At 72.3% G+C, this 23,055-nt stretch carries 16 protein-coding genes and 1 pseudogene; 6 read left to right on the top strand and 11 right to left on the bottom strand.

Annotated features, from left to right (window positions below):
- Positions 1-114: 114 nt before the first annotated feature.
- The 4 genes from I4Q55_RS26225 to I4Q55_RS26210 all read right to left on the bottom strand — a co-directional run bounded on the left by I4Q55_RS26225 (position 115) and on the right by I4Q55_RS26210 (position 10,185).
- Positions 115-4,971 (bottom strand): SdrD B-like domain-containing protein, encoded by a 4,857-nt coding sequence (locus I4Q55_RS26225; RefSeq protein ID WP_206791274.1) that lies wholly within the window; start codon positions 4,969-4,971, stop codon positions 115-117.
- 256 nt (positions 4,972-5,227) lie between these two features.
- Positions 5,228-7,969, bottom strand: a complete 2,742-nt coding sequence (locus I4Q55_RS26220) for an alkaline phosphatase family protein (protein ID WP_206791273.1) — start codon at positions 7,967-7,969, stop codon at positions 5,228-5,230.
- Positions 7,970-7,972: 3 nt separating this feature from the next.
- Positions 7,973-9,292, bottom strand: a complete 1,320-nt coding sequence (locus tag I4Q55_RS26215; RefSeq protein ID WP_206791272.1) for an ABC transporter permease — start codon at positions 9,290-9,292, stop codon at positions 7,973-7,975.
- Positions 9,289-10,185, bottom strand: coding sequence for an ABC transporter ATP-binding protein (locus tag I4Q55_RS26210; RefSeq protein ID WP_206791361.1), 897 nt, complete (start codon positions 10,183-10,185; stop codon positions 9,289-9,291). Before I4Q55_RS26210 ends, I4Q55_RS26215 begins: the two co-directional genes overlap by 4 nt.
- 271 nt (positions 10,186-10,456) lie before the next feature.
- Between I4Q55_RS26210 and I4Q55_RS26205 the strand changes: the two genes are divergently transcribed.
- Positions 10,457-10,669, top strand: a complete 213-nt coding sequence (locus I4Q55_RS26205; RefSeq protein ID WP_206791271.1) for a DUF5988 family protein — start codon at positions 10,457-10,459, stop codon at positions 10,667-10,669.
- A 70-nt stretch (positions 10,670-10,739) separates the two neighbouring features.
- Here I4Q55_RS26205 and I4Q55_RS26200 read toward each other — a convergent pair whose 3' ends face one another.
- From I4Q55_RS26200 to I4Q55_RS26185, 4 genes are all read right to left on the bottom strand, one after another.
- The gene (locus tag I4Q55_RS26200; RefSeq protein ID WP_206791270.1) at positions 10,740-11,402 is read right to left on the bottom strand and encodes a polysaccharide deacetylase family protein; all 663 of its coding nucleotides are present in this window, start codon (positions 11,400-11,402) and stop codon (positions 10,740-10,742) included.
- A gap of 2 nt (positions 11,403-11,404) precedes the next feature.
- Positions 11,405-12,070, bottom strand: coding sequence for a glycoside hydrolase family 11 protein (locus I4Q55_RS26195; protein ID WP_206791269.1), 666 nt, complete (start codon positions 12,068-12,070; stop codon positions 11,405-11,407).
- Positions 12,071-12,370: 300 nt separating this feature from the next.
- Positions 12,371-14,911 carry an FtsX-like permease family protein gene (locus I4Q55_RS26190; protein ID WP_206791268.1) on the bottom strand — a complete coding sequence of 847 codons (2,541 nt, stop codon included), beginning with the start codon at positions 14,909-14,911 and terminating at the stop codon, positions 12,371-12,373.
- Complete coding sequence (locus tag I4Q55_RS26185) at positions 14,905-15,639, bottom strand: ABC transporter ATP-binding protein (protein ID WP_206791267.1); 735 nt, start codon at positions 15,637-15,639, stop codon at positions 14,905-14,907. Before I4Q55_RS26185 ends, I4Q55_RS26190 begins: the two co-directional genes overlap by 7 nt.
- A 124-nt stretch (positions 15,640-15,763) precedes the next feature.
- Here I4Q55_RS26185 and I4Q55_RS26180 point away from each other — a divergent pair, with 124 nt between their 5' ends.
- The 4 genes and pseudogenes from I4Q55_RS26180 (at position 15,764) to I4Q55_RS26165 (ending at position 19,348) form a co-directional block, all read left to right on the top strand.
- On the top strand, positions 15,764-16,963 hold the full coding sequence (locus I4Q55_RS26180) for a sensor histidine kinase (protein WP_206791266.1): 1,200 nt from the start codon (positions 15,764-15,766) through the stop codon (positions 16,961-16,963).
- Complete coding sequence (locus tag I4Q55_RS26175; protein WP_206791265.1) at positions 16,951-17,607, top strand: response regulator transcription factor; 657 nt, start codon at positions 16,951-16,953, stop codon at positions 17,605-17,607. The genes I4Q55_RS26180 and I4Q55_RS26175 overlap by 13 nt, the downstream gene beginning before the upstream one ends.
- A gap of 71 nt (positions 17,608-17,678) precedes the next feature.
- Complete coding sequence (locus I4Q55_RS26170) at positions 17,679-17,873, top strand: hypothetical protein (RefSeq protein ID WP_206791264.1); 195 nt, start codon at positions 17,679-17,681, stop codon at positions 17,871-17,873.
- 246 nt (positions 17,874-18,119) lie between these two features.
- A pseudogene (locus I4Q55_RS26165) lies at positions 18,120-19,348 on the top strand (DUF222 domain-containing protein).
- Between the two features lie 80 nt (positions 19,349-19,428).
- Here the strand turns inward: I4Q55_RS26165 and I4Q55_RS26160 are convergent.
- Positions 19,429-19,842 (bottom strand): MarR family winged helix-turn-helix transcriptional regulator, encoded by a 414-nt coding sequence (locus I4Q55_RS26160; protein ID WP_206791263.1) that lies wholly within the window; start codon positions 19,840-19,842, stop codon positions 19,429-19,431.
- 82 nt (positions 19,843-19,924) lie between these two features.
- Between I4Q55_RS26160 and I4Q55_RS26155 the strand changes: the two genes are divergently transcribed.
- Entirely contained in the window at positions 19,925-21,067 is a 1,143-nt protein-coding gene (locus I4Q55_RS26155) for an MFS transporter (RefSeq protein ID WP_307793305.1), read from the top strand.
- Positions 21,068-21,201: 134 nt separating this feature from the next.
- On the opposite strand, the gene I4Q55_RS26150 is transcribed toward I4Q55_RS26155, so the two are convergent.
- Both I4Q55_RS26150 and I4Q55_RS26145 read right to left on the bottom strand, forming a co-directional pair.
- Positions 21,202-22,302, bottom strand: coding sequence for an MFS transporter (locus I4Q55_RS26150; protein ID WP_374194492.1), 1,101 nt, complete (start codon positions 22,300-22,302; stop codon positions 21,202-21,204).
- Positions 22,303-22,456: 154 nt separating this feature from the next.
- A complete protein-coding gene (locus tag I4Q55_RS26145; RefSeq protein WP_206791260.1) occupies positions 22,457-23,023 on the bottom strand; it encodes a TetR/AcrR family transcriptional regulator in 567 nt (188 codons plus the stop codon).
- Positions 23,024-23,055 lie beyond the last annotated feature (32 nt).

Genomic DNA, 23,055 nt, shown 5'->3' with positions numbered 1-23,055 from the left:
GCTCCCAAGCGCCCCAATGTGGCCTTGGTTGCGTCCAACGCACCCAATGTGGCCTTCGGTGCGTCCAACGCACCGAAGGCCACCTTGGGGCGCTCGGGACTCAGCCCCGGCCGGTCACCTCGTTTCGCGGGCCCGGCGGGCCGCCAGCAGGGCCGCGATGCCCGCGACCACCGCGAGCCCGCCCAGTGCCGCCAGCCAGTCACCCGGGAACCCGGTGCTCGACAGCGGCCGGGCCTTCGCCGGGGTCGTCGAGGCGAGCAGCCCGGCGTCCAGGCTCAGGTCCTCCCGCTTCGCCGGGCCCAGGGTGACGACCTTCGTGCACCCGTCGGACGGCTGGGCGTCGGAGTCCTTCGTGTCGTCGGCCCCGGCGTCCGGCTTGGTCAGCTTGCGGCCACCGGTGCTGAAGCAGACCTTGTAGGACCCGTCCGGCAGGTTGTCGAACAGGTACTTCCCGTCCGGCCCCGTCTTCGTGGTCGCGACCTGCTTCCCGTTGCCGTCCTTCAGGACCACGGGCACGTCCGGCACGCCCGGCTCACCCGGGTCCTGCAGGCCGTTGCCGTTCTTGTCGGTCCAGACGAAGTCGCCGACGCGGTTGCGCGGCTCGGCCAGACCGGCATCGAGGGTCAGGTTCTCCCGCTTGCCCACGCCGAGCTGCACCACCGGGGTGCAGCCGGACGCCGGATCCGCGTCCGAGTCCTTCGCGTCGTCACCCGCGTCCGGCTTGACCCACTGCCAGCCGGCGTACTGCGGCGGCACCTGCGTCCGGTCGAAGCAGACCCGGTACGACCCGTCCGGCAGGTTGTCGAACAGGTACTTCCCGTCCGGCCCCGTCTTCGTCGTGGCCACCTGCTTGCCGTCGCCGTCCTTCAGCACCACCGGCACACCCGGCACACCCGGCTCGCCCGGGTCCTGCAGGCCGTTGCCGTTCGTGTCGGCCCAGACGAGGTCACCGAGCCGGTTCGGCGGGGCGACCAGGCCCGCGTCCAGGGTCAGGTTCTCCCGCGCGCCCGGGCCCAGCTTCACGACCGGCGTGCACCCGGTCGCCGGGTCCGCGTCGGAGTCCTTGCCGTCGTCGCCGGCGTTCGGCTTGGTCAGCCCGTAGTCGGCCACCGGGGCCGGGAGCTGCTTGACGCCGAAGCACACCTGGTACGAGCCGTCCGGCAGGCCGTCGAACAGGTACTTGCCGTCCGGGCCCGTCTTGGTGGCGGCCACCTCCTTGCCGTCGCCGTCCTTCAGCACCACGGGCACGTCCGGCACGCCCGGCTCACCCGGGTCCTGCAGGCCGTCGCCGTTCTTGTCGAGCCACACGAAGTCGCCGACGCGGTTGCGCGGCTCGACCAGCCCCGCGTCCAGCGTCAGGTTCTCCCGCGCGCCAGGGCCCAGCTTCACCACGGGCGTGCACCCGCTCGCCGGATCCGCGTCGGAGTCCTTCGTGTCGTCGCCGGCGTCCCGCTTGGTCCACTGCCAGTCGGCGTAGTCCGCCGGCAGCTTCGACCGGTCGAAGCAGACCTGGTACGACCCGTCGGGCAGGTTGTCGAACAGGTACTTCCCGTCCGGTCCCGTGCTCGTGGCGGCGAGCTGCTTGCCGTCGCCGTCCTTGAGGACCACCGGCACGTCCGGCACGCCCGGCTCACCCGGGTCCTGCAGGCCGTTGCCGTTCTTGTCGGCCCAGACGAGGTCACCGAGCCGGTTCGGCGGCGTGACCAGGCCCGCGTCCAGGGTCAGGTTCTCCCGCTTGCCCACGCCGAGCTGCACCACCGGGGTGCACCCGGTCGCCGGGTCCGCGTCGGAGTCCTTGCCGTCGTCGCCGGCGTTCGCCTTGGTCAGCTTGTAGTCGGCGACCGGCGCCGGGAGCTGCTTGACGTCGAAGCACACCTGGTAGGAGCCGTCCGGCAGGCTGTCGAACAGGTACTTCCCGTCCGGACCCGTCTTCGTGGTCGCGACCTGCTTCCCGTCGCCGTCCTTCAGGATCACCGGCACGTCCGGCACGCCCGGCTCACCCGGGTCCTGCAGGCCGTCGCCGTTCTTGTCGAGCCACACGAAGTCGCCGAGGCGGTTGCGCGGCTCGATCAGGCCCGCGTCCAAGGTGAGGTCCTCGCGGCGGTCGATCCCGAGCGTGGTGACCGGGGTGCACCCGCTTTCGGTGTCGGCGTCGGAGTCCTTGGTGTCGTCACCCGCGTTCGGCTTGGTCCACAGCCAGTCGGCGTAGTCCGCCGGCAGCTTCGACCGGTCGAAGCAGACCTGGTAGCTGCCGTCGGGCAGCTTGTCGAACAGGTACTTCCCGTCCGGCCCGGTCTTCGTGGTCGCGATCTGCTTCCCGGTCCCGTCCTTCAGGGCCACCGGCACGTCCGGCACGCCGGGCTCACCCGGGTCCTGCAGGCCGTTGCCGTTCTTGTCGGCCCAGACGAAGTCCCCGAGCCGGTTCGGCGGCCGGATACCGGCGTCGAGCGTGAGGTCCTCGCGCTTGGCCGGGCCGAGCGTCGTCACCGGGGTGCACCCGGTCGCCGGGTCGGCGTCGGAGTCCTTGGTGTCGTCACCCGCGTTCTGCTTCGTCCACAGCCAGCCGGCGTAGCCCGCCGGCAGCTTCTTCACGTCGAAGCACACCTGGTACGCGCCGTCCGGCAGGCTGTCGAACAGGTACTTCCCGTCCGGACCCGTCTTCGTGGTCGCGACCTGCTTCCCGTCGCCGTCCTTCAGGATCACCGGCACGTCCGGCACGCCCGGCTCGCCCGCGTCCTGCAGGCCGTTGCCGTTGGTGTCGGCCCAGACGAGGTCGCCGAGCCGGTTCCGCGCGGCGACCAGGCCGGCGTCGACGGTGTGGTCCACCGAGCCCGCCGGGCCCATCGTCACCTTGACGGTTCCGGTGGCCGGGTCGGCGTCGGAGTCGATGGCCGGGTTCCCGCCCGCCTTGGCGACCGTCCACTTGATACTCGACAGCGGTGGTGCGCCCGGCAGTCCCGCCGTGTCGATCCCCGAATAGTCGAACTTCACCGTGTAACAGGTGTCGGCCTTGAGGCCGTCCGCGGCGCCGAAGTAGTACTCGCCGTTCGCCCCCGTCGTCTTGGTGGCCAGTGCCGCGCCCTTGCCGTCGCAGGGGAGCAGCGCCACCTTGACACCGGCGACCGCCGGCTCGGCCGGGCCCTGGACGCCGTCGCCGTCGGTGTCGAACCACACCCGGTTGCCGAGCTGGACCGGCGCGTTGTCGCAGAGCGCCTCCAGGTCGGCCAGGCCGTTGGCCTTGCCCCAGCCTTCGGTCGACTTGTCGCTGAGCAGGTAGCTGTTCGGGTAGCCGGCGGTCATCATGGTGCCGTTGGCCCGGTCGAACCAGCCGATACCGCCGGTGTTGATCGCCGTCGGGTCCATCACCGTCGCGGGCATCCGCGCGGCCGGGTACACCACGGCGAGGGCGCCCTGCGCGGTCTCGTTGTGCGGCTTGCCGTGCTCGGCGTCGGCGAAGTGCTCACCGGGGTAGTACTCGACGACGTCGGCCGGCTCGCCGCCGCCGTTGGCCGCCTCGCTGTTGTTGTTCGGGCAGCCGGAGGTGCCTTCCCAGACGTAGCCGCCGGCCTGCTTGCAGACCCGGTTCAGGTCGCCGCCGCTGACGGTGTCGAGCAGGGCGGCGGACCCCGCGTTCGGCATGTTGTACCCGCCCTGGTCGCCGAAGCGGTCCCGGAAACCGAGCACCAGGTCCCCGCCGGCTTCGGCGCGGATGTCGGTCAGCAGCGGTTCCGCGTGGGTGATCAGGTTCCCGCCCTGGGGCGCGGGCGGCTGGTAGGTCGTCCGCCACGGGTTCCAGAAGTGCGTGTTGCTGTAGTTCCACAGCGCGTCGCCGCGCTTGAAGTCCAGCTTCTGGTCGACGAGCACCGGGCCGAACGTGCCCGCGGCGGCGTCGAAGCCGCGGATCACCACCCGCATGTCGGTGACCTTCTGCGTCGATTCGCCGGAGCACACCCCACCGACGAAGACGACGCCGTCGTGCACGCCGAGACCGCCCGGCCGCCAGTCACCGGCCGCGGGGCAGTTCGGGTTCGGGATCGCGTAGCTCGCCTTCGGCGCGGCCGCGGTCGCGGCGGTCGCGTCGTAGAGGTAGAGCTTGCGGTCGACGAGGTTCACCACGAACAGCGTGCTGCCGTCCTCGCTGATGCGCAGCGCGCCGAGGCTTTCCTTGCCCACCACGTCGGCGAACTTCTGGTCGAAGTCCGTCTGCATGGCGTGCGCGGTCGCGCCGGCGCCGGGCACCTTGGTGAAGAGCTTGGTGCTCTTGGCCGCGGTGTCCGTCACGTAGATCGCGCCCGTGCCGCCGGGGCCGTACGCCGCGGCGCGCTTGGCGTACGCGCTGGAGAAGACGCGCTTGTCCGCCTTGCGGTAGGCGATGCCGTAGACCGTCCCGGTGTCGCCCTGGGTGGCCAGCGCGGTCGGCGGTGTCCCGGTTCCCCGCGCGGTGAACGGGAAGCTCACCAGCGAGCGGGCGGCGTTGTCGATGCCCGGCGCGATCGCGTTGCGCTGGCAGGCGGTGACCAGCGTGGGGTTGTCCTGGCAGTAGTCCGCCGGGTTCCACAGCCCCATCGTCAGGTCGGCCTTCTTGCCGCCGGAGACGTCGACGAAGGAGGTGAGGCTGCTCAGCCCGCCGCCGGCCGGCGCCGGCTTCAGGTACGGCATCGAGGCGGGGACGCTCGCCTCGACGCGGTACTTCCCGCCGGCCAGCCCGGTGGTGGTCAGCTTGACGGTGCCGTCCGCGCCGGTGGTCCCGGTGGCCGTGCCGCCGCCGGGGTCGGTGGCCTTGACCGGGATCCCGGCCACCCCCGTTTCCAGGGCGGGCTCGTAGTTCCCGTTCCCGTTGAGGTCGCGGATCACCCGCACGGTCAAGGTTCCGTCGGAGGCGTCCGCCAGTGCCGGTCCGGCCGGGACGGTCAACGGCACCACCGTCGAGGCGAGCAGGAGGACCGCCCCGAAAGCCATCAGTCTTTTCAACGTTCACTCCACACAGCCGGGCCCTGGGCGGCCACTGTCCAATGCAGACGGTTGTGGTGAGCTTAGGAGCCGGGGAGAGTGATCCACCTGGTGAGCACGAGTGAATGCGCGACCGCTTTTCGTGATTTCAAACCACACGAACGAGTGAGAAGTACCTCGCCAAGCGGGTTACCGCGGGTGACTGATCAACAAATCGGACAATGCGCCCGCGACGCCGGAAACCGGGGGTCCCTGGCGAGGACCTCCCGGTCGCCGGTCAGCCGTCCGATTCCGCGGACGGGAGGAACGCGCCCGGCACCTGCTCCGGGGCGTACACCTGGCGCTCCCCCGGGTAGGGCAGCTGCCACCCGTGCGTCTGGTACCACGTGAAGTGGTTCATCTGCGCGGGGTCGGCGTAGTCGGCGACGGCGTCGGGGCCGGTCAGCCGCTGGTGCGCAGCCCACTCCTGCCACTGCGCCGCCAGCTGCCGCTTGTCCCCGGGCACCGCCGGCGAGGGCACCGGAGCCGCGGCCGGGTCCGGGGGTGCCGGGGTGTCCGCACCGCAGGACGGCTGGGTCGCCAGGCCCGCCGTCAGTGCCGTCCGGTTCGGCACCGCCGGGAACGGCGTGAAGTCCGGTTTCGGCGTGAAGGCCGCGCTCATCGGCGTCGCCGCGCTGTCCTTCTGGTTCATCGGGTGGATCCCGAGGATCTGCTCGATCGTGCGGATCATCGTGATCTGCGAGTAGTAGTGGCTGTCGACGACGCCGCGCCGGGCGTACGGGCTGATGATCTGCACCGGCGCCCGGTGGCCGTCGACGTGGTCGAGGCCGGCCTGGGAGTCGTCCTCGACGACGAAGATCGCCGAGTCCTTCCAGTAGGGGCTGTGCGAGATCGTGTCGACGACCCGGCCGACCGCGAGGTCGTTGTCGGCGACCTGGGCGGCCGCGTTCGGCGGGCCGCCGGTGTGGTCGCTGGACAGCCAGAGCATGTTCAGGTTCGCCGGGCCGTGCCGCTCGAAGTCGTCCTTCCAGATCTGGTAGCGGTAGACGTCCGGCACGGCCGTGTCGAACTTCGGGTAGCCCGGCACCGAGACGTCGTTGAGCGACGGGATCGGCGAGGACGACACGAGCGGGTAGGCGCTCGGCTCCCCGGTCGCGGCCATGTTCTTCGCGTCGCAGTAGAGGTTCTGCCAGGTCGCCCCGGCCGGCTTGGTGAGGAACTGCTGGAACTCGCCGAAGTCCCGCACCGACTGCCCGGCCGCGAGCGCGCCGGTCCAGAGGAACCCCGAGGTCTGGTGGCCGAGCGCGTCGTCCTCGGTGTCGTAGCTGCGCAGGTACTCCCCCGCCGACGACTCGGTGTACTCGGGGTTGTCGGCCTGCATGAGCCAGTTGTGGCCCTCGGCGGAGTTCGTGCCGATGTCGTAGGTGTTGTCGTACAGCCCGAACTGCCGGGCCAGCGCGTGCTGGTTCGGCGTGACGTTCTCGCCGAACTGCGTCACCGACTCCTCGCCGTTGCCGCGCGGGTCGTCGCCGAGGATCTGGTCGTAGGTGCGGTTCTCCTTGACCAGCAGGAAGACGTGCTTGATCGGCGACGGGTCGCCGAGCCGCGCCGGCACCGGCACCGGGGTGCGGTGGCCGTTGTCGCGGGCCACCTGGACCGAGCCGGGTGTCCAGCCGTTCTGCCGGAAGACCTTGGCGGTGTACCCGCGGATCGCGTTGTCGGCGGGCAGCCGGAACTTCTGCAGGCTCGCCGTCGTGTCGTGGGTGCCGTGCCCGGCCGCGGTGGCCGGGCGGCGGGCGTCGACGCCGCGGGTGTTGGCGACCAGCACGTCCGGGCCGGCCGTGGTGATCGACGTCGGGAAGTAGTCCGTCGGCAGCAGGCCGACGTAGCTCACCGGCTCCTGCGGCCCCTGGTAGCGGTAGACGGCGACGGCGTTGGCGCGCCCGAGCGTCACGAGCAGGTGGCCGTCGCCGGTGAGGGTGACGCCGTCGGGCTCGTAACCGACCGCCGCCTCCGGCCACGGCTGGGTCGCGATGGTCTGGACGACCTGGTCGCGGCCGGTGTCGATGACCGAGACGGTGTCGCTCGCGGTGTTGGTGACGAACAGCGCGCCCCTGCTGAAGGACAGCGCGGTCGGGTGCAGGCCGACGTCGATGCTCTTCGGTGTGGCGGCCGGGTGCGCCAGGTCGACGACGCTGACCGTGCCGCTGGTGGTGGCGCCGGTGAACCCGCTGGCCGGCACCTGGGTGTTGTAGGAGTTCAGTGTCGGCTCGCCGGGCCGCGCCGGCCGCCCGCCTTCGTTGCTGACGTACAGCTTGCTGCCGACGCGGACGAGGTCGCGCGGGGCGTTGCCGACGGCCCAGCTCTGCTTGATCGCGCCGGTCGCCGCGTCGAGGGCGACGACCCGGTTCTGGCCGTTGACCGCGGAGTACACAGTGGACCCGTCGGGTGAGAACACCGCCTGGGCCACCAGCCCGTGCTTCGCGCCGTCCGCCGGGATCCTGACCGCGGCGGGAGCCGCGACCGTGCCGTCCGGGTTGACCGTGAACCGCGTGTAGCCGTCGGTCTGGGCCAGCCACAGCGTCCTGCCGTCCGGCGAGTACGACGGGCCTTCCTGGCCGACGTCGTTGCCGGGGATGCGCAGGTCCGCCGTCGCGGAGTTGCCGACGAGCTGCTGCACCTGCCAGTGCTCGAGGTCGACGACGGTGAGCGCGATGCCGCCGTCGGTGGTCAGCGCGGCGAGGTGGCTGCCGTCCGGGCTGAGGGCGGACGCCATGATCTTGCCGCTGTTCACGACGAGCCGGTCGCCGATCGGGTCGAGGTACTGGTCGGCGGCCACCACCTGACCGTCCTCGGTGACCTGGCCGACCTGGTCGTCGCCGAACTGCCGCGTCGAGGCGGCACCGACGCCGGCACCGGTGACGACGAGCACGAACGTGAGGGAGCCGGCCGTCGCGAACCGGAACCGGTGCCGCGGCCGGGGCTTACCGGTGCGTCGTCTGTGGCGGGTTACCTGCATCCGTCATCCCTTCGTGGTGGCGAGCAACTCGACTCCTGCGTCGAACTGCCAGAGCGGGTTGGGCTGGTCGCCGTCGGGCGTCCGCACCGGGAAGTAGCCGTTGACTTCCTTCGGCCCGTCGCCGTCGGCGACGTAGTGACCGTCCGCGGTGACGTCCAGCTGGTAGATCGCCGACCCGGTGGCCGCGACGCCGGGCAGGTGCCAGGAGACGACGCAGCGCCAGTCGTTGCCGGGCCCTTCGGTCTCGGCGAGGCCGTCGCCCTTGGTGCACGCGGCCGTGGCGGCCAGCTGCGCTTCGGGGACGTCGGGGCGGTGCAGCTGGGCGGCCTGCAGGCGGTAGAGGTGCGCGAACGCGGTGGCGACCGACTGCTGCACCTTGTCCTGGGTGATCCCGGCGGCCGGGGTCGCGGCGGCGAGAATCCCGGCGGTGGCGGCGAAGAGCGCTCCGATGGGGAACAGGGCGAGCACCCGGCGTCCCGAGCCGTCGTGGCCGGCGGTGGTGAAGTCGCGGCGGACGAACAGCAGGTACGCGAGCGTCGTCGCGGCGACGGCCCAGGCCAGGCTGACGCCGTCGGCGATGAGCAGCGGGCCGAGCTGCGCGGGGTCGGTGAAGAGGCCGTTCCACGCGATGAAGGCGTAGCTGGGCAGGGCGAGCCGGACGGCGACGGGCAGCGGCAGCAGCTGGGCGAGCGCCATCGCGAGGGCGGCGACGGCGGGCAGGAGCAGGCCCGTCGGCGACCGTCCCCAGAGGACGGACCCGAGCAGCCCGAGCGCGGCGAGGGCCAGGGTCGGGGCGAGCACGCTCACCCAGGCGAGGAGCACGTTCGTGGCGGCGTCGCCGGGTGCCAGCAGGTGCCCGTCGAACCCGACGAGGGCCCGGTTCCCGACGGTGAGCAGGCCACCGGCGGTACCGGAGACGGCCAGCCCGGCGACGAGCACGAGCAGGACGGTGAGGCTCGCGAGGGCTTTCGCGACGAAGAGCCGGCGCGCGGAGCGGACGGCGACGAGCAGGTGCCGCCAGGTACCGAGCCGGTCCTCGGCGGCGAAGACGTCCCCGGCGACGAGGGAGGTGAGGAGCGGAAGCGCGTAGGTGCCGGCGAAGCCGAGCATGACGAGCGGACCGGCCCACCCGGTGACGTTCATCCACCGGCCGAAGAGGGTGTCGACGGGGAGGGAGCTTTGTTCGCTCACGGCGCCGACGAAGACGGCGGGGGCCAGCCAGCAGGCGAGGACGAGCAGCCGGATGCGCCAGGTGGCGAAGAGCTTGACGAGCTCGAAGCGGTAGACACGCGAGAGGGGAACGGGCCGGACGGTGGCGGTCATCGGGCGCTCCCCTGCTCGGTCAGCGCGAGAAACGCCGCCTCCAGCGGGGACACCACCGGTACCAGTTCGCGCACCGCGACACCGTCCCTCGCCAGCCGCAGCACCAGCTCGTCGAGCGCGGGAACCAGGGCTCGCACCACCACCCCCTCCGCCTCCCGCGGTGCCGCCACGAGGCGGATCCCGCGCGTCTCCTCGATCACCCGGCCGGCGATGGCCGGGTCCGAGGTCCGCAGGCGGTAGGCGAGTTCGCCGCTCTCCGCGGACAGCTTGGCCGGTGGGCCCGTGAACACCACGCGGCCCGTCGCCAGGATCGTCACCTCCGCGCACAGCGCCTCGAGGTCGTCCATGCGGTGGCTCGACAGCACCACCGCCGTGCCGTTCGCCGCCAAGCGGCCGAGGACTCCGTGGACGTGCTTCTTGCCCGCCGGGTCCAGGCCGTTGGCCGGCTCGTCGAGCACCAGCAGCCGCGGCGAGGTGAGCAACGCCGCCGCGAGGCCGAGACGCTGGCGCATGCCCAGGGAAAACCCGCGCACGCGGTCGTCGGCGACGTCGGCGAGACCCACCTCCTCGAGGACGTCGCCGACGGGGTGGCCGCCGAGCCGGGCCAGGGCCGTCAGGTTCTGCCGGGCCGTCAGCGCGGGGTACAGGCCGGGCCCGTCCACGAACCCGGCGACGCCGGCGGGCGCGGCGAGTGCCCGGCCGACCGGCGTGCCGAGGACCTCCAGCCGGCCTTCGTCGGCGACCGCCAGGCCAAGCAGCAGACCGAGCAGCGTCGTCTTGCCCGCTCCGTTGGGTCCGGCCAGGCCGTGGATCCGGCCCGGCGCCACGTCGAAGTCGACGCCGTCGAGCGCGACGACGTCGCCGAAGCACTTGGTGATCCCGCGGGCTCTCACGGCCAAGGGTGCGTCCACGCGGAGAAACTTAGGCACCGCAAGTAACACGGGCGGGCGCCGGAAATGAACGCCGGGGGAACGGGAACCGACCAGGCATCGCCGGGCCGGTGAAATGTCCGAGTTAACCGACCCCTTGCCTTACGCCGCGGCGCAACCCCTATTTCTTGGCAATTCCGGATAGGAGCCCGAAATCTTGACACGTCAATCGGGACTCGGGCACCGTCAAGAGACGAACGCCACATTCCGCCCACGAACCCACGGAGCAGGAATCATGACGCAGATCAAGGTGACGCTTTCCGGTGGTCCGGCCGAGCTGATCGAACGGCATCGCGAATGGACGGTCGGCAGCATCGGCGAAGTCGCGAAGGTGAGCTTCGGCGCCGGCTACGAGCACTTCTCCCACGACGGCGGATACACCACGACCGGCAGCGGCGACCGGGTGCCGGTGTTCGCCTGGTGCGGCCGGACGCGCGTCGCCGAGTGACCGGCCCACCGCGAGTCCATTGTGGAGGATGGTGGCGCGGCGGGGTGCATCCGCCGCGCCACCGCACACCTCAGGCCGGGGCGACCGCCCGCCCCGTCTGCGGTGAGATCATCCCCGCGCAGAGCCCGCGGCTCGCGAGCGTCTGCGCGATGCGGGGGATGGCGGCACGGGTGTTGGCCGGCCAGTCGTGCATCAGGATCACCTGGCCGTTCGAGAGCCGGGCGCCGGCCGCGACGATCGCGTCGACGCTCGCGTTGTTCCAGTCTCCCGAATCGACGTCCCAGATGACCTGGCGGAGACCGTAGCGGGACGCCACCGACTGGACCGTCGCGTTCGTTTCCCCGTACGGCGGGCGGAACAGCCGGGGCGTGCCGCCGCCCGCCGCCGCGATCGCCTGCTGGGTCCGGGAAATCTCCGAATCCACCTGGCCCTGGCTCAGCTGGGTCAGGTGCGGGTGCGTGTAGCTGTGGTTGGCGACCCACATGCCCGCGCTCACCTGGGCGCGGACCTGCGCCGGGTACGCGGCCGCGTTCTGGCCGACGTTGAACATCGTGGCCCGCAGCCCGTTCTGCCGCAGCGCGGTCAGCAGGGCCGGGGTGCTGCTGTTCGACGGCCCGTCGTCGAAGGTCAGGCCGACGTACCCGGTGCACGCGGCCGCCTGGGCCGGTGCGACGGCGATGGTGCCGGCCACGGCGAGGGCCGCCGCGACCGGCACGGTGCTCCACGCACGCACGGTCAGCCCACCGAGATGTTGGAGTTGCCGCTGCTCTGGTAGCCCTCGGTTGCCATGATCATGTAGTAGTTGAAGCTGCCCAGCCGCATACCGGCGCGGCCCCACGCGTCGAAGTGGTTGCCGGTGGTGATGCTGCCGCCGGTCCGCCGCTGCTGGCGCACGCTCCAGTACTGGTTGAACGTCTTGGTGCCCTCGACGGACGGCGCGTTGTAGCGGGTCGTCTGGTAGATGTCGTAGGTGCCGCCGTCGCTGGTCACGCTGCCCTTGTACGTCCCGGTCGGCCGCCAGCTGCCCCAGTTGTCGACGATGTAGTACTCGACGAGCGGGTTGGCCGTCCAGCCGTAGAGCGTCAGGTAGCTGTTGCCGGAGGGGTTGAAGCTGCCCGAGTAATTTACCGTCCGCCGGCTGCCGTTGCTCCAGCCCTTGCCGGCGACGAAGTTGTTGACGTTGCTCCAGTTGGTGCGGTAGTTGCCGCCGGAGCCCAGCGTCATGGAGACCGAGCCGCCACCCGCGCTCCAGAACGAGTAGTAGTACCCGTTGTTGTTCCCGGTCTGGTTGGTGGTGATGACCGTGTCGGCACGGGCGACACCGGGTACGAGCGTGGCGGCCAGCGCAAGGGCCGCCCCGGTGGCGAAGACCCTGAAACGGCCACGGTTCTTGGTGTGCATGCTTCCTCCTCGTCGAGGCTGGCAGGCGAGCCAGGATGGCAAAAGCATGCGAGCAACGCCGCTGGTCGGGCAATCACTTTCGGAAAGTTTCGATACTCCTGCGGTGCGGCCCTTCCGGCACCCCCTGAGAATTCAGGGGAACTGCCTATCCTGGAAGGCGCCGCCGCCGGCGCCGCACTGTTTTCCCGCGCACACCAGGGGGTTCACATGATACCGGCAGCGGCGACGGTCGCGCCGACCACTGGACGCAGGGCGCGTCCGACCAGTGGGCGCGCGACTACCACTGTCGACCCGCACCCCCTACTCGCGCACACCGATCGCGTCGATCGGACGCGCCCGCAGCGCCACCGACGTCGCCACCCCGATCGCCACCATCCCGAGCACGACCGCGCCGGCGATGATTCCCCAGTAGACAGTGGGCGACCCCGCCGGGACCGGGTTGCCCCGCAGCCCGAAGTTCAGCAGCGCCAACGGAACCAGCGCCACCAGCGTGCCCAGCACGACGGCGATCCCCACCGTGGCCAGGGCTTCGAGCCGCATCATGCGGGTCACCTGGCGGCGGGACGTGCCGACCAGCCGCAGCAGCGCGAACTCGCGGCCGCGCTGCGCGGTCGTCAGGACCAGCGTGTTGGCCACCGAAATCGCGAGGTACCCGACGATGACGCCGGCCGCGACGAGGTTCAGGTAGAACTGCGCCTGCCGGTCGCCGCCTTCCGGGGCGAGGGCGGCGGCCGCCGGGGCCACCACCAGACCGGGATACGGCAACGCGCTCAGCGCCGAAGCCACCGCGCCGGCGTCGGCGCCGGGCTGCCGCCGGACCAGCACCGAGTCGTCCAGCCGGCCGCCGATGTGCTCACGGGCCAGCGCGACCGGCAGCACGAAGTCGCCGAAGGCCAGGTCGTGCGTGTAGGTGGCGACCAGCCGCAGCTTCGCCGGGACGCCGTCGCCGAACCAGAACTCCACGTCGTCGCCGAGCTTCTTGTCCAGCCAGTCCGCTTCCGCGCGGCTCAGCGCCACGGTGTCGCCGGTCAGGTCGGTGAGCCGCCCGGCGTCGACGCCCAGTTCGAGGGCCGCCCCCGCCTGGTCGCCCGCCACGCCCTGCGCGGGCGTCCGCTGGACGTCGACGCTGTCGCCCACCGGCGTCGCGGTGATGACGGACGTGCGGACCACCGGGGTCGCCGCCGCGACGCCCGGCACCCGGCCGGCCGCCGCGGCGACCTCCGGCGACAGCCCGCCCGGTGCGGACAGGACGTAGTCGGCGGTCGTCGACCGCACGGTCTCCTGCCGGGTCGCCGCCGTCATCGCCGTCGGCCCGTAGAACGTGGCGAGCGCGAACGCCACCGCGAGCATCAGCGGCGTCACCGCGGCCGCGACGCGCCGGGCGTTGGCGTGGGCGTTCGCCCCCGCGAGGTAGCCGCTGATCCGCCAGAGCCGCGCGAGCACCGGCACCAGGAACCGCACGACCAGGCCGGTGACCTGCGGGCCGACCACGGCCAGCCCGATGACGACGACAAGGGTCGACATCGTCGAGATCGCGGCGGCGATGTCCCCGCGCAGGAACAGCGGGACGAGGGCGCCGCCGAGGCCGGCCACCATCAGGCCCCAGCCGGTGAGCAGGCGGCCCCGGCCGAGCTCGCGGCGTTCGACCGCGGCCTCGCCCAGCGCCTCGACCGGCCGGATCGACGACGGCCGCCGCGCCGCCGCCCAGGCCGCCAGCCGGGCCGCGCCCAGGCCGAGCAGGACCGCCGCCGCCGGCGGGAGCGGGCTGAAGGCCAGCTCGAAGTCGGCCGGGACGACGCCGATCGCGGCGAAGGCGTCCCGCAGCCCACCCGCGACCGCCAGGCCCAGCACGCTGCCGAGCACCCCGGCGACGAGCGCGATCAGCGTCGTCTCGGTGCCGATGAGCTTGCGGATCTGCCGCGGGGTCGCCGCGACCGCGCGCAGCAGGGCGAACTCCCGGCGACGCTGGTTGACGGTCAGGGCCAGCGTGCTCGCCACCACGAACACCGCGACGAGCAGCGCGAACCCGCCGAACGAGCCGGCGATCGCCAGCAGCAGCGTCCGGGTCTGGCCGACGTCGAGGAACTCGATGCTGCTGCGCTCGACGCCGGTGGCCACCTCGGCGCCGCCGACGACGCCGCGCACCCGCTCGGCGAGGGTTTCGGGCGCGGCTCCGGGGTCGGCGAGGACGCCGATCGCGTGGGCGCGGCCGGGCCGTCCGGCCAGTTCCGCCGCCCGTTCCGGGGTGAAGAACAATGCCGCCTGGCGCGCGGTGCCGTCGACGACGCCGCTCACCGTGAACGGCACCGGTCCGGACCGGGTCGTGATCCGCACCTGCCCGCCGATGCCGACGCCGGCCTGGCGCGCCAGCTCGGCGTCCAGCACGACCTCGCCGCCGGTCGCGGGTGCCGCGCCACCGCGCAGGGTGAACGGCGCCAGCACCGCCGCGTCCCAGTTGTGCCCCAGCGACTCCCGGCCGGCGAGCAGCTGCCCGTCGCGGGTGACGACCTGCGCCGGGAAGCTCAGTTCCGCCACCGCCGCGCGCACGCCGGGCACGGTGGCGATCCGCCCGGCCAGCTCCGCCGGGACCGACGGCTGCTCGCCGACCGGCTCGGCGGAGAGGGCGTCGGCGCCGGGTGGGCGCACGGTCCGCTCCCCGCCGACGACGACGGCCGCGGCGGCGTACCGCTGGGTGGGGACGCCGGCGCGCAGGCCGGACTCCATGAGGACACCGCAGGCGGCCACCAGCGCGGTGCCGCACAGGATCGCGATGAACGCGCCGGCGAACCCGCCGAGCCTGCCGCGGATCGTCTGCCAGGCCAGTGTCAGCACGTTCACCACTCCCCGAGGTGCGTCATCCGCTCCGCCACCCGCTCGGGGGTGGGGTGCGGGAGGTGCCCGGCCAGCTTGCCGTCGGCCAGGAAGAGCACGCCGTGCGCGGCCGACGCCGCGACCGGGTCGTGGGTGACCATCAGGACGGTCTGGCCCATCTGCTCGACGATCGCGCGGAGCAGGTCCAGCACCTGCCGCCCGGTGCGGGTGTCGAGGGCGCCGGTCGGCTCGTCGGCCAGCACCACCTCGGGCCGGGTGACGAGCGCCCGCGCGATGGCGACGCGCTGCTGCTGCCCGCCGGACAGCTCCGCCGGGCGGTGTTCCAGCCGGTTCGCGATCCCCACGCCGTCGACGACCTGCCGCAGCCACTGCGGGTCCGGCTTCCGGCCGGCCAGCCGCAGCGGCAGCGTGATGTTCTGCAGCACGTTCAGCGACGGCAGCAGGTTGTAGGCCTGGAAGACGAACCCGATCCGGGTGCGCCGCAGCTCCGTCAGCTCGCGTTCCTTCAGCCTGCCGATCTCGGTGCCGCCGAGCAGCACCCGCCCCGACGTCGGCCGGTCGAGGCCGGCCGCGCAGTGCAGGAAGGTGCTCTTGCCCGACCCGGACGGGCCCATCACGGCGGTGAACGTCCCCCGCGCCACCCCGGCCGACACCCCGTCCAGCGCGGTGACCGCGCCGTCACCGGCGCCGTACACCTTGCGCACCCCGGCCAGTTCCACCGCGTACGTTGTCGTCATCGCGATCCCCTTCGTTCTCTCCCCAGGAAAACTAGGGCGGCGAGGCCGTCCCTTCGATCCCGTGGGGAGGTGGATCCGGGGTAGCGCCAGCACTACCCGGGTGGTGGGGTGAGACACTGCCGTCGTGACGACCCGCTTGCGCGAGTGCTGGTCGGCGGTGCGTTACCTCGTGATCGGCGCCGGCACGTCGCTGCTGTCGATGCTCGCCCTCACCGGGCTGTTCGCCGTGCTGCTGCTGTGCCCGTTCGGCGTCGGGATCCCGGCTATCGCGCCGGCGATCCGGCTGGCGCGCCGGCCGGTCGGGGTCGACCGCCGCCAGGCCGCGCGGCACCTCGGCGAACCGATCCCCGAGCCCTACCGCGCCGGCTCCCCGCTGAAGGACCCGGCGACCCGCCGCGACCTCGCGTGGCTCGCGCTCCACGCCGCGACCGGGTCGCTCCTCGGCGCGCTGGCGTTCGGCCTGCCGCTGGGGGCGCTGCAGCAGGTCGTCTTCGCCTTCGTCTGGCCGACGGTCCCCGGCGGCATCGAAGGCAACTTCGGCCTGGTCGTGGACTCGTGGCCGATGGCCGCGCTGAGCGTGCTCACCGGGGTCGCGATGGCCGCGGTGTCCCTGCTGCTGCCGCGCGTCGCCCGCTGGAAGGCGCGGCTCGCGCGGCGGCTGCTCTCCCCTGCCCCGGGTGTCGTGCTGGCGGACCGGGTCGCCGAGCTGACGGCGACCCGGGCGGCGGCCCTGGAGGCGCACGGGGCCGAGCTGCGCCGCATCGAGCGTGACCTGCACGACGGCACGCAGGCGCGGATCGCGGCCGTCGTGCTGCAGCTGGGGATCGCCGGCCAGCTGTACGACCGCGACCCCGCCACCGCGCGCGACCTGCTGGTCAAGGCCCAGGACACCGCGACCGACGCGCTGGCCGAGCTGCGCACGGTCGTCCGCAGCATCCACCCGCCGCTGCTGAGCGAACGCGGCCTGGCCGGGGCGGTGCGCGCGCTCGCCGAGCGCAGCCCGGTGCCGGTCGCGGTCGACGTCGAGAGCGAGACCGGCCGCCCGGCGGCGGTCGAGGCCGCCGCGTACTTCGTCGTCGCCGAGGCGCTGGCCAACGTCACCAAGCACGCCGACGCGTCCCATGTGGACATCGTCGTCGGGGGCACGGACTCGGTGCTGTGCCTGGAAATCCGCGACGACGGCCGCGGCGGTGCCACCGAGTCCGGCGGCAGCGGGCTGGCGGGCATCCGCCGCCGCGCCGAAGCCTTCGACGGAACCCTCACCCTGACCAGCCCACCCGGTGGGCCGACCGTGCTGCGAGTGGAGCTGCCATGCGGGTCGTGATCGCCGAGGACGACGCGTTGCTGCGCGAAGGCCTCGCCCTGTTGCTGAAGACGGCGGGCATCGAGGTGGCGGCGGCGGTCGACAACGCCGAGGACTTCCTGGCGTTCGTCGAGGGCGACCGGCCGGACGCGGTGGTGATGGACGTGCGGATGCCGCCGACCCACCGCGACGAGGGCCTGCGCGCGGCCGTCCGCGCCCGCGAGATCCACCCGGCGCTGCCGGTGCTGGTGCTCTCGGCGCACGTGGAGACGAGCTACGCGGTCGAGCTGCTGGCCGACGGCGTCGGCGGCGTGGGTTACCTGCTCAAGGAGCGCGTCGGCAAGGTCGAGCGGTTCCTGGACGCGCTCCGGCGGGTCGCGCAGGGCGGCACGGCGATGGACCCCGAGGTGATCGGGCAGCTGATGGCCCGCCGCCGCGCGGTGGATCCCCTGGCGGCGTTGACCGCCCGGGAGCGCGAGGTGCTGGGGCTGATGGCGGAGGGCTACAACAACAGCACGATCGCGGAACTGCTGGTCGTCAGCGACGGCGCGGTGCTCAAGCACATCCGGAACATCTTCGCGAAGCTCGGGCTGCCGTCCGACGAAGGCGCCGGGCACCGCCGGGTGCTGGCGGTGCTGGCCTACCTCGGCCGGGACGCGGGGTAGCGCAGGCACCACCCCGCATCCGGGTGCGGACGGCATTCCCGCCGCCGTGGCGGATGTCTAGCGTTCCGGGCATGAACAACGACAACGTTTCGACGCGTTCCTCGAGCCCGGTTCTGCTGTGGCTGGTCCTGGTGGTCAGTTCCGTCGTCAACGCGGGAGGCCCCTTGATGGGCCTGGGTTTGCCGGTGCGGATGGTCGCCGGCGGGATCGCGATCGGGGCGATCGCCTTGCTGATCGCCCACTATGTCCGGCGTCGGCGGGCTTAGCTGTTGGCGGCCAGTGGCTCCGGTGTTTCCCGTCGGAGTGGCTGGGTTTCAGGCACGGCTTCGCCGTGGCGTGGGAAATCGGCGCTCCAGGGGTTGCGTCGCGTCGTGGGTTGGCAGCGCCGATTCCCCACGCTTCGGTTGCCCTGCCGTGGTTTTCGGTGTTCTGGGGTGCGGGCAGCGGCTTTACCTTTTGTTCCCACCGCATCGAGTGATGACCCTGTGTTCGATCGCCGGTAGCTTGGAGACATGACCAACGACGCGGCTCTCTCCTCCGAGGCGGTGGCTCTTGCCGACCGCATCGGTGAGCTGGTCGCGTCGATGCGGTCCGCTGAGGCCGAACTTGGTGCGGTGCTGGTGGAAATCGAGCAGCGGGGTGTGATGGAGCTGTTCGGCTACCGCTCCGCCGCCCGGCTTATGGAGCACCTCGCCGATGAGCCGAAGCCGGCTACGGAACGGTTGATCAAACGCGCCCGTCTGCTCAATCCCGGCCGGAATCTCGACGGCAGTCCCATTCCTGCCTTGGCGCCCGCGACCGGTGTTGCTGCTCGGGCGGGTCGGTTGAGTAACCCGATGATCGATGTGATCACCTCGGTGCTGGCTCAGGTTCCGCCCGAGCATTGCGTGAGCGCCGAGGCCAACCTGCTGGCTTTCGCTGAGGAGGCCGGGCACAAGCAGGTCGCCGCCCTCGGCGCCCGCATCCTCGCCCACCTGGTCCCCGACGGCCCCGCCCCCGACGACACCGAACCCGCCGCCCCGACCCGGGAACTGTTCCTCCGTCGCAAAAGAACCGGGGTCTGGGAACTCAGCGGCCGGTTCGACGACGAAACCGGCACCCGCGCCCACGCATTGCTCGACGCTTTGGCCGAACGTCGCACCGGCGACGAGGGGCCCGACTTCCGCACCACCCCGCAGCGCTACGGGGATGCCTTCTCCGACGCCGTCGATCTCGCCCTGAATTCTCCGGAGTTGCCGATGCAGGCCGGGGAACGAGCCCACGTCATGGTCGCCGTGTCATTGGAAGACCTGAAGTCCGGTGTCGGCAAGGCCACCCTCGGCGACACCGGCACGATGACCGCGGCCGAAGCCCGGGTGCATGCCTGCGACGCCATGATCATCCCCGCGGTACTGGGCGACAAAGCGAACCGCTGAACCTCGGCCGCCTCCGCCGGTTGATCTCCGCAGGGCTACGCCGGGCATTGTTCCTCCGGGATCGGGGCTGTGCGTTCCCGGGCTGTCATCGGCCACCCCGGCACTGTCAAGGTCACCACATCCGGCACTGGGCAGACGGCGGCCCCACCGACCTGCACAACCTGGTCCTGATGTGCGCCCACCACCACCGGCTCCTGCACCGCTCCGGCTGGGAAGTCCGCATCGCCACCGACGGCCTCCCCGAATTCCTCCCACCAGTATTCATCGACCGACGCCGCAAACCCCGGCGCAACAACCTCCACGAACCACTCCCATTCACAGCCTGAACACGGGACAGGCCCGCAGCCCCACGGCTACGGGCCCACACCCACGAGCACACCAGCTCGACACGACTTCGATACAGGCTCTAGCCGTCGGCGGCCAGGGCGCGCAACAGGTCACGCAGTGCCTCCTGCTGATCGGCGCGCAGCGAACCGAGCGGTGAGCTGTCGCCCAAGCGCTTCAAGGCTTCGGCACGCCGGCGGTTCCCTTCGGCGGTGAGGACGATCTGCTTGGCCCGCCGGTCCGTCGGGTGCGGATGCCGGCCGAGCAGCCCGCGTTCCTCGAGGCGGTCGAGCACGAACGTCGCGTTGGAGGCCTCGCACGCCATGCGCGTGGCCAGCTCGCGCGCGGTGATCGGTTCCGACAGCTCGCGCAGCGCCACCACCTGGCTCGGGGTGAGGCCCATCGTGTCCGCGACCCGGCGGACGTGGCCGTCGAGGGTGCGCGCGAGCCCGTGGACCAGCTTGCAGACGTCGCGATCGATCTCCTCGCTCGGCATACCGCGAATCCTAGACCCCATGGTTCGAACTGTGATAGTTCTAGCTCGAATCATTCTAACTCGAACCATCTGGGGAGCTCGCGTGGCCGTCTTTTCCCTCATGCTCGTGGTGTTCAGCCTCACGACCGGCGAGTTCGTGGTGTCGGGCATCCTCCCGGACGTCGCCGGCGGCCTGGCGATCCCGCTTTCGGCGGCAGGCTTGCTGACGACCGCGTACGCGATCGGCATGATCGCCGGCGGCCCGGTCATCACGCTGCTGACCGCCCGGCTGTCGCGGAAACCGCTGATCATCGGGCTGATCACGGTGGCCGTGCTGGCCAACGCGGCGTCCGCGGTCGCGCCGGGCTACCCGCTGTTGTTGGTTTCGCGGGTGCTCGCCGGCCTGGTGGTGGCCACGTTCTTCGCCGTCGCGATCGCGACCGCGGCGGCGGAGGCCCGGCCGGGGAAGCAGGCCTCCGCCGTGGCGAAGGTGGCGCTGGGACTGAACCTGGGGATCGTGCTGGGCGCGCCGCTGGGCACGTTCGTCGGGCAGCACCTGGGTTGGCGGGCGACGTTCTGGGCGGTCGCGGGCGCCGCCGCGCTGGCGCTGCCCGCGGTGCTGCGGTTCGTCCCGGACCGCCCGTCGGAGACGACCGGCCCGGTGATCGGCGAGCTGCGCGTCTTCGCCGACCGCCGGGTGCAGCTGGCGATCGCCCTGACCGCGGCGGGCAACGTCGGCGTCCTCACGGTGTTCACCTACCTCGCCCCGCTGCTGACCGAGGTCGGCGGCTTCCCCGCCGGCGCCGTGCCGGTGCTGCTCCTCGGCTACGGCGCCGGCGCGGTGCTCGGCAACGCGGTCGGCGGGCGCCTGGCGGACCGGGCGCTGCTGCCGTCGCTGGCCGGGCTGCTCGCCACGCTGGCCGGGGTCCTCGCCCTGGCCTGGGCCGGCGGCGGTCACCCGGTCGTGACGGTGGTGTCGACGGTGCTGCTGGGCGCGCTGGCCTTCGCGATCGTGCCGGGCATGCAGACGAGGGTGATCACGGCGGCGGGCGCGGCACCGACACTGGCGGTGGCGGTCAACGCATCGGGCTACCAGCTGGCGGCGGCGTTCGCCGGCTGGCTGGGCGGCCGCGTGATCGACACGGGCGGCCCCCGGCCGATCTACCTCGTCGCGGCGCTCCTCACCGTGGGCGGCCTGGGGATTGCGTTGTACTCGCTGCGGCGGGACCGCCGGGTGCGCGCGTGACCTGCCCGCGCATCACCTCCGGCCGCCCCGCCGGGTAGCAGCGGGTTCGTACGCCGCGAATGACTCATTCGGGACGTCGGAGGTCCCCGATGAGTCATTCGCGGCACCGGCGACAGCAGCACCACGACCACCGGCTACCGCGCGAACGCCTTACGCACCACCACCCCCACCACCAAGGCGACCGCGACCAGCACCGCCGCCACCCAGAACGGGCTGACCACTCCCCAAAGCGCGCCGGCGAGTACCGGGCCGGCCGTGGCGCCGGCGTTCAGGGCCGCCGTTGCGTACGAGCCCGCCATCGTCGGGGCGCCCGTCGCCCGGTGCAGGATCCGCGCGATCACCGTGCTGCCGACCAGGAACGACAATCCGCCCTGGACGAACGCGAACCCGGCCAGCGCCGCGGGTCCGGGCGCGGTCAGCGCCGTCACGACCCAGCCCGCGAGCAGCAGCGGGCCCCCGGCCGCGACGACCCGGCCCGGCCAGCGGTCCGCGAGCCGTCCCGCTGCCGTGACGCCGGCGAAACAGCCCGTGCCGAAGGCGGCGAGCACCGCCGGTGCGCTGCCGCCGGCCAGTGGCGCCAGGTACGTGAAGACCCCGAACGTCGCCGCGTTGACGAGCGCGGCGAGCAGCAGCACCCCCGCCAGCGAGCGCAGCTCGGCCAGCTCGGCACGCAGCCCGGCCGGCTTCGCGCCGGCCGCGGTGTCGGGGATCCACCACACCGCGGCGAAGGCGGGCAGGCACAGCAGGGCGACCACCCAGAACGCCGACCGCCAGCCGAAAGCCGCGTCGAGGAGCGCTCCGCCCGGCACCCCGGCGACGCACGCCACCGTCGTGCCGCCCAGCAGGACGGCCAACGCGCGGCCGGGTCGGGCCAGGCCGGTGGCCGCGGTCAGCGCCACCGCGAGGAACCCCGCGTACGAGACTGCGGCCAGCACCCGCGTCCCGAGCAGGACGGCGAACGACGTCGTCAGCCCGCCGATGACGTGGGTCACGGCGAAGAGCGCCAAGAAGCCCAGCAACGCGGTCCGGCGCCGCCACGATCGGGCGAGCGCGGCCATCAGCGGCGCGCCGGCGACCATGCCGAACGCGAACGCCGACGTCAGGTAGCCCGCCTGCGCCGCCGAGACGGCGAACGCGGCGGCGATGCCGGGCACCAGCCCGGCGAGCATGAATTCGGACGTACCCATGGCGAACACCGCCAGGGCGAGGAAGTACAGAGGCACGCGAAACTCCAGGGAACACGAGATCGACGGACGATTTCGTGGTCACCCGGGCACCCGGGAAGCAGGAAGCGGGAACTTACCGGACCGCCGGGATGACCGGCAGCCCGTTCCTGGACGCTTCGGGGCTCGACATACCCGCGACCCTACCAGCCGACCGGTAAGTCCACTAAGGACGGAGGCTGCGCAGCATCAGGTCGGCGAAGTGCGTCCCCACCTGCTCGCCGGACAGCTCGCCGTCGGCGTGGTACCACATGCCGAGCCGGTGGATGGCGCCGAAGTGGTAGTTGATCACCAGGTCGGCCGGGACGTCGGCGCGGAACACACCCGCCCGCTGCCCCTCGGCGACCAGGTCGCGCACCCGCTCGTGGTAGGTCCGCCGCTCCGCGCGCACCTGGACCTGCTTGGACTTCTCCAGCAACGGGAACGACTGGAAGAACACCGTCGCCGCGTCGAGGTCGGCGATGCTGGTGACCACGACGTCGGCGATGATCGCGTGCAGCCGCTCCGGCAGCGGCAGGTCGGACTCGGCGATCGTCACCATCCGCCGCGTCTGCATCCGCAGCATCGCCGCGTAGATCTCGAAGAGCAGGTCGTCCTTGGACTCGAAGTAGTGGTACAGCCCGCCCTTGGTGACGCCGGCCTCCTCGACGATCTCCCGGACCGTCGTCGCCTCGAAGCCCTTCTCGGCGAACAGGCGCACCGCCGCCCGCACGACCTTGTCCCTGACACTCATCTCGCCACCCTATGTGAGCGGACGGGCCGGCC

Source organism: Amycolatopsis sp. MtRt-6 (genome assembly GCF_017308975.1).
Taxonomy (GTDB): domain Bacteria; phylum Actinomycetota; class Actinomycetes; order Mycobacteriales; family Pseudonocardiaceae; genus Amycolatopsis.
This window is presented reverse-complemented; position numbering and strand designations above follow the sequence as displayed.

What these genes read in the sequence shown, in the direction of transcription:
- I4Q55_RS26220 (WP_206791273.1), bottom strand. Translation starts at nt 7,969, where the DNA reads ATGCAGGTAACCCGCCACAGACGACGCACCGGTAAGCCCCGGCCGCGG.
- I4Q55_RS26215 (WP_206791272.1), bottom strand. Translation starts at nt 9,292, where the DNA reads ATGACCGCCACCGTCCGGCCCGTTCCCCTCTCGCGTGTCTACCGCTTC.
- I4Q55_RS26205 (WP_206791271.1), top strand. Translation starts at nt 10,457, where the DNA reads ATGACGCAGATCAAGGTGACGCTTTCCGGTGGTCCGGCCGAGCTGATC.
- I4Q55_RS26195 (WP_206791269.1), bottom strand. Translation starts at nt 12,070, where the DNA reads ATGCACACCAAGAACCGTGGCCGTTTCAGGGTCTTCGCCACCGGGGCG.
- I4Q55_RS26185 (WP_206791267.1), bottom strand. Translation starts at nt 15,639, where the DNA reads ATGACGACAACGTACGCGGTGGAACTGGCCGGGGTGCGCAAGGTGTAC.
- I4Q55_RS26175 (WP_206791265.1), top strand. Translation starts at nt 16,951, where the DNA reads ATGCGGGTCGTGATCGCCGAGGACGACGCGTTGCTGCGCGAAGGCCTC.
- I4Q55_RS26170 (WP_206791264.1), top strand. Translation starts at nt 17,679, where the DNA reads ATGAACAACGACAACGTTTCGACGCGTTCCTCGAGCCCGGTTCTGCTG.
- I4Q55_RS26160 (WP_206791263.1), bottom strand. Translation starts at nt 19,842, where the DNA reads ATGCCGAGCGAGGAGATCGATCGCGACGTCTGCAAGCTGGTCCACGGG.
- I4Q55_RS26145 (WP_206791260.1), bottom strand. Translation starts at nt 23,023, where the DNA reads ATGAGTGTCAGGGACAAGGTCGTGCGGGCGGCGGTGCGCCTGTTCGCC.